The sequence below is a fragment of the Deltaproteobacteria bacterium genome (genome assembly GCA_009692615.1).
GTDB lineage: Bacteria > Desulfobacterota > Binatia > UBA9968 > UBA9968 > DP-20.
In genome coordinates this window covers 1-5,474 of record SHYW01000183.1, presented here as the reverse complement: position 1 = coordinate 5,474, position 5,474 = coordinate 1, and the positions used below count along the sequence as shown (strand labels likewise).

At 55.3% G+C, this 5,474-nt stretch carries 5 protein-coding genes, 1 tRNA gene, 2 pseudogenes and 1 riboswitch; of the genes and pseudogenes, 6 read left to right on the top strand and 2 right to left on the bottom strand.

Translation table 11 applies throughout. The annotated features are described in order from the left end of the window. Positions 1-222: 222 nt before the first annotated feature. The 5 genes and pseudogenes from EXR70_24870 to EXR70_24850 all read left to right on the top strand — a co-directional run bounded on the left by EXR70_24870 (position 223) and on the right by EXR70_24850 (position 4,445). On the top strand, positions 223-1,218 hold the full coding sequence (locus tag EXR70_24870; protein MSP41728.1) for an amidohydrolase: 996 nt from the start codon (positions 223-225) through the stop codon (positions 1,216-1,218). 31 nt (positions 1,219-1,249) lie between these two features. Further along, on the top strand, positions 1,250-2,194 hold the full coding sequence (locus EXR70_24865) for an FAA hydrolase family protein (GenBank protein ID MSP41727.1): 945 nt from the start codon (positions 1,250-1,252) through the stop codon (positions 2,192-2,194). A gap of 127 nt (positions 2,195-2,321) precedes the next feature. Further along, positions 2,322-2,434: riboswitch (TPP riboswitch) on the top strand. 87 nt (positions 2,435-2,521) lie between these two features. Next, positions 2,522-3,499: pseudogene (gene thiS, locus EXR70_24860) on the top strand (sulfur carrier protein ThiS). A 3-nt stretch (positions 3,500-3,502) separates the two neighbouring features. After that, a complete protein-coding gene (gene thiE / locus EXR70_24855; protein ID MSP41726.1) occupies positions 3,503-4,135 on the top strand; it encodes a thiamine phosphate synthase in 633 nt (210 codons plus the stop codon). Between the two features lie 4 nt (positions 4,136-4,139). Next, entirely contained in the window at positions 4,140-4,445 is a 306-nt protein-coding gene (locus EXR70_24850; protein MSP41725.1) for a hypothetical protein, read from the top strand. A 22-nt stretch (positions 4,446-4,467) separates the two neighbouring features. Here the strand turns inward: EXR70_24850 and EXR70_24845 are convergent, their stop codons facing one another. Further along, the gene (locus tag EXR70_24845; protein MSP41724.1) at positions 4,468-4,725 is read right to left on the bottom strand and encodes a hypothetical protein; all 258 of its coding nucleotides are present in this window, start codon (positions 4,723-4,725) and stop codon (positions 4,468-4,470) included. A gap of 157 nt (positions 4,726-4,882) precedes the next feature. Here EXR70_24845 and EXR70_24840 point away from each other — a divergent pair. Beyond that, a tRNA-Thr gene (locus tag EXR70_24840) sits at positions 4,883-4,958 on the top strand. Positions 4,959-5,104: 146 nt separating this feature from the next. On the opposite strand, the pseudogene EXR70_24835 reads toward EXR70_24840, so the two are convergent. Further along, a pseudogene (locus EXR70_24835) lies at positions 5,105-5,356 on the bottom strand (site-specific integrase). Positions 5,357-5,474 lie beyond the last annotated feature (118 nt).

Sequence of the window (5,474 nt, the reverse complement as noted above, 5' to 3'; positions counted from 1 at the left end):
GCGGCCTCAACCACGGTGATCTCGCTGCGATATACTCGTTGAATTACGTCTAGTCGTTTCTCGTCTTTCATTGTCAGGGTTGTCATCCTTCCACCCTGACATAATTACGTTGCCGTTAACCCCTGACATAATCACTTTGCTACAACACGCGCTGGCTATTTTACTTGACATCGCCCCAACCCTCCGATAGCTCTCCGGGAAGTTCGCGCAAGATAATCCGTCATGAACATCGACGTCCACGCCCACTATGTGCCGCCCGACGCGCTCAAGATCGCCAGTGAAATCGGCAAGGGGCAGGGCCTGACGTTGACAAAAAACGAGCGCGGCCGCGAGGTTCTCAGTCGCGCCGGCAAACCATTTTTAACCCAGCTCAAAGCCGAATTTAGCTATCTTGACCTGCGCTTGTCGATCATGGACCAGCAAAACGTCGACATGCAGCTGTTGTCGCCGGCGAGCAGCTATTTTTTTTATTGGATGGCGGCCGACGAGTCGTTGGAATACGCTCAGTGGCTCAACGAGCGCTTGGCTGAAGCGGCGGCAAAACATCCCAAACGCTTAGTGGCGCTTGGCTCGGTGCCGATGCAGGAACCGGTCAAAGCCGCGCGAGAACTGGAACGCGCCGTCAGCAAACTCGGCCTGCGCGGCGTCGAAGTCGCCAGCAATATCAACGGCCGCTACTTCGACGATCCGAGCTTCGATCCGTTTTGGGAAGCTGCACAGGCGTTAGACGCGCTGATCTTTGTCCACCCCAACCAAGTGGTCGGCGCCGAGCGCATGAAGGAATTCAACCTGGCCAATCTGATCGGCAATCCCGCCGACACTTCGTTGGCCTTCGCCAAATTGATTTTCGGCGGCGTGCTCGAGCGCTACCCGCGACTAAAATTTCTCCTCGCCCACGCCGGCGGCTTTTTGCCTTATACGTGGGGTCGCCTCGAGCGCGGTTATCGGATTCAAGATTCGGCGACGGCGAAGATTTCCAAACCGCCGAGCGAATACTTGAAGCTACTCCACTTCGACACGATTACGCATAGCTCCATGGCGCTGGAATATCTGGTCGCCAACTTCGGCGCCGAAAATGTTTTGTTGGGCAGCGATTATCCCTATGACATGGGCGATCCGGAACCGGTGGCGTCGCTGGAGAAAACTAAAATCGCCGACGCCGAGCGCGATTTAATTTGCCGCGGCAATGCGTGTAGACTGCTCGGCATCGGTATTTAATCAATCGAGACTAATTGAAATCGGAGGAACTATGAGACTCGTCACTTACAGTCGCAAAAACCAACAGCGCGTCGGCCTGATGGGGCCCCAAGAGCAAATCATCGATCTCGCCGAGGTCAACCGGCGTTATCTGAAAGGCGGCAACGCGCCGTTCTTGGCCACCATGCAGGCGTTCATCGACGCCGGCGCCAAGGCGATCCAAGTCGCCCGCAAAGCGGAAAAATATGTTGCCGGGAAAAATCCCGACGAGCAGAAAAAACTGCTCGCCTCCGGCGCCTTGGTGAAACCTAGCCAGGCTAAAATCATCTCGCCGATCCCGACACCGAGAAAAAATTGCGTGATGCTCGGCATCAACTACCGCGAGCATGTCGAAGAAGGCGCTCGGGCGCGCGAGTTGGAAATCAAGTATCCCGACTATCCGGTATTCTTCACCAAGCCGGCGACCTCGGTTATCGGCCAGTTCGGCAAAGTCATCAAACATAAAGTGACCGACAAGCTCGACTGGGAAGTGGAGCTCGCCGTGATCATCGGCAAAAAAGGCCGCAACATTCCCAAAGCCAAAGCCTACGATTATATCTTCGGCTACACCGTCTGCCTCGACATGACCGCCCGCGAACTGCAGCGCATCCATGGCCAGTGGTTCAAAGGCAAGGCACTGGATACTCTTTGTCCTCTCGGCCCCTGGATCGTCCACAAAAGCGCCATGCCCGACCCGCAGCAAGTGCGGCTGATCTGCCGAGTGAATGGCCAGGTCATGCAAGACGGCAACACCCGCGACATGATCTTCGACATCCCGACGATTATTGAATCGCTCTCCGGCGGCATGACCTTGGAGCCGGGAGATATCATCAGCACCGGCACGCCGTCGGGCGTCGGCTTCGCGCGCACGCCGCCGGTGTTTTTAAATCCCGGCGACAAAGTCGAAGGCGAAGTCGAAGGCATCGGCAACCTGCAAGTGGAAATCGTCGCGCCGTAATTTTTCGCAACCACTCAAAAAACAGGCGGCAGCGAATTGTTTTGAATCCGCTGCCGCCTGTTTTTCTTTGCGGCCACGAATTCGCGGCCGTCAATTTGACTTGATAGCAGCGCTTTGTTAAGCCTTCTTCCATTGCTAGGGGTGTCTGCCATCGGCAGGCTGAGAGCCTAAATAAAAAATAGGTAACCCTTTGAACCTGATCCGGGTCGTGCCGGCGTAGGGAAGCGTGAAAGTCAAAATTCCGTGGCCGACTGTTCGCGGGATAAACTTTAAACCGTATTCCCTGACCACCGTTAGATGGTCTGTGAATGCGGTTTTTTTGTTCTGATGAAACTGAAAATTAACGGCGAAGAACGCGAAACCGACAATGGGCTAAGCTTGACCGGGCTGCTCGAATTCTTGCAGATTCGCCCCGGCCGGGTGGTCGTCGAACGGAACCGAGAAATCGTCCCGCGCGACGCCTATGGCGCAACGATGTTGGCTGACGGCGATGTTCTTGAGATCGTTCATTTCGTCGGCGGAGGATAAACCATGGAAGATTTTTTCGAACTAGCGGGCAATAAATTTCGCTCGCGGCTGATCGTCGGCACCGGCAAGTACAAAGATTTCGCCGAGACCAAGCGCGCCATCGAAGTTTCCGGCGCCGAAATTGTCACCGTGGCGGTGCGCCGGGTCAACATCACCGATCCGAACAAAGAAAATCTACTCGATTATCTCGACCCAAAAAAATATACTATTCTGCCCAACACCGCTGGCTGTTATAACGCCGACGACGCCGTGCGCACTTGCCGTTTGGCCCGAGAGGCCGGCGTCGGTAAGTTGGTCAAGCTCGAAGTGATCGGCGACGATCGCACACTTTTTCCCGATGTGCCGGCGACCCTCGAAGCCGCGAAGATTTTGGTCAAAGAAGGATTTATCGTCCTGCCCTACATCACCGACGATCCGATCACGGCGCAAAAGCTCGAAGACATGGGCTGCGCTGCGGTGATGCCGCTGGCCGCCCCCATCGGCTCAGGATTGGGCATCACGAATCCTTACAATATTCGAATTATTTTGGAGCACGCCAAAGTGCCGGTGATCGTCGACGCCGGCGTCGGCACGGCGTCGGACGCCGCGGTCGCCATGGAGATGGGCTGCGCTGGGGTCTTGATGAACACCGCCATCGCCGGCGCCAAGGATCCGATCCTGATGGCGGAAGCGATGCGCCTGGGCGTCGAGGCGGGACGCAAAGCCTATCTCGCCGGTCGCATCGCGAAAAAACTCTACGCCACCGCGTCCAGCCCGTTAGACGGAATGTTGAATTGACCCGTGGCTAAGTCACGGCCCAACTTCCCGCTCTACCTAATCACCGATCGCAAGCTAACCCAGGGGCGCGATATCTGTGCGGTGGTCGAACAGGCGTTGGACGGCGGCGTCAAAGCGATTCAACTGCGGGAAAAGGATCTCGACGGTAAAGAGATTTTCGCTCTCGCCGATAAACTTTCAGTGTTATGCCAGCGCTACGACGGGAAACTTTTCGTCAATGACCGCATCGACGTTGCCTTGGCGGTGGACGCCGCCGGTGTACAACTTGGGAAAGCATCGCTGCCAATTGCCACGGCGCGTAGCCTAATGGGCAGCGAAAAATTAATCGGCTATTCGACCCATTCGCCCGAAGAAGCGCAACAGGCCGAGGGCGCCGGCGCCGATTTTATTTTGTTCGGTCCGGTTTACTTCACGTCGTCAAAAGCCGCCTATGGCGCCCCCCAGGGTTTGGCACCATTGGCAGAAACCGTAACGAAAGTTGCGCTGCCGGTCTATGCCATCGGCGGCATCACGGCGGAAAACTTGGGACAGACGATGAATACCGGCATCCATGGCGTGGCGCTAATCTCGGCGATCGTCGCCGCCGATGATCCGCGGGCCGAAGCCAAAAATCTTTTATCCCTGATCGCTAGGTGACTCCATGCAAGAGATCGTCCTCGAAGTAGTGATATTTGTCATCGACAACCCGCTTTATGCCATGGTCATGGCATTGCTCACCGGCTTTCTCGCCACCCGCTGGATCGCCGCCGAGCGCCGGCCCGGGCCGATTGTCTGGGGAATCATTGGTGTGATCGGATTTTTGCTTGGCCGTTTGGCGCTCACCTACCTTGATTACAACGAAACCCTCGACGGCCTGCGTGAACTCCGCTACGTCATCGACCTGGTCGTGTCGTGCGTCGGCGCTTTCGCCATCGCCAGTCTGATTCACATGATCAAACCGTCGTGAATCGACAACTAGATCGTCGAAGTTAGAGCCGGTCAGCTTTATCTAAGTTCAAGCGGTTATCGATGCGATCGCAGGCAAAGCGGCGCATATAGTCTTCGGCTTCAAGCTTGGTGGAAAAACTACGTTGGCTGGCGAAGGAAAGATTATGACCGTCGGCAAAATCGATATGACCTTTCCAAGTCCAACAATCGGTGCTGGGATCGCGGCGCAACAGCCCTACGAAACCCTGATGACGGTGCGAATCGACAATGCGATATCTTTGGAGGTCGTCACGATTCATTTTCATATACAACACCCTAGTCTGTCAGTGCCGCTATAGCAACTTGACTTGCCGCTGTCCCCCTCGAACAATTGCCGCCGGGAATCGTTTCAAACTGAGTGCAAGCATGTTAAATTACCCCGCGTCGCATACGACATCATCTGGCCCAATTCTCTCAGCCACCCTAGCTCAGTTGGTAGAGCAACTGATTCGTAATCAGTAGGTCGCCGGTTCGATTCCGGCGGGTGGCTCCAGTTTTTTCAATAACTTGCAGCGCCGTTTTCTCCTCAGGTGACTCGTTTTGCCCGAAATGATTCCATTTTGTTTCCATACCCAATTGGTCTGAATCTTCGAACCCGTCGTCAAGCTTGTCCACCGCTTGGCGGTTGCCGCCCGGAACCAAATGGCCGTACGTGTCAACGGTCACATCAATCGAGCTATGACCCATCTGTTCTTTCACATACACCAAGCTCTCGCCTTGCTGGATCAGCAGGGAGGCAAATGTGTGGCGCAAAAAATGTAGATTCCGGCGCGTCAGTCCCGCCTTGATGAACAGCCGGGCAAATACTTTTCTGACTTTAGAATCATCCATTGGTTGCCCAGCTTCGTTCTGAAACAGCCACATTGTCGGCACCGCGAGTGATACAAGCATCGCTGTGTATATCGCGGAACGAAACGGTATATCAGTCCGCTCTACCAAAAAAGCTATGATCGCGCCCAAGGTAAGCGACAAGAAAAGTGCGCCGGCACCGTAAATGACGGTGTTCACC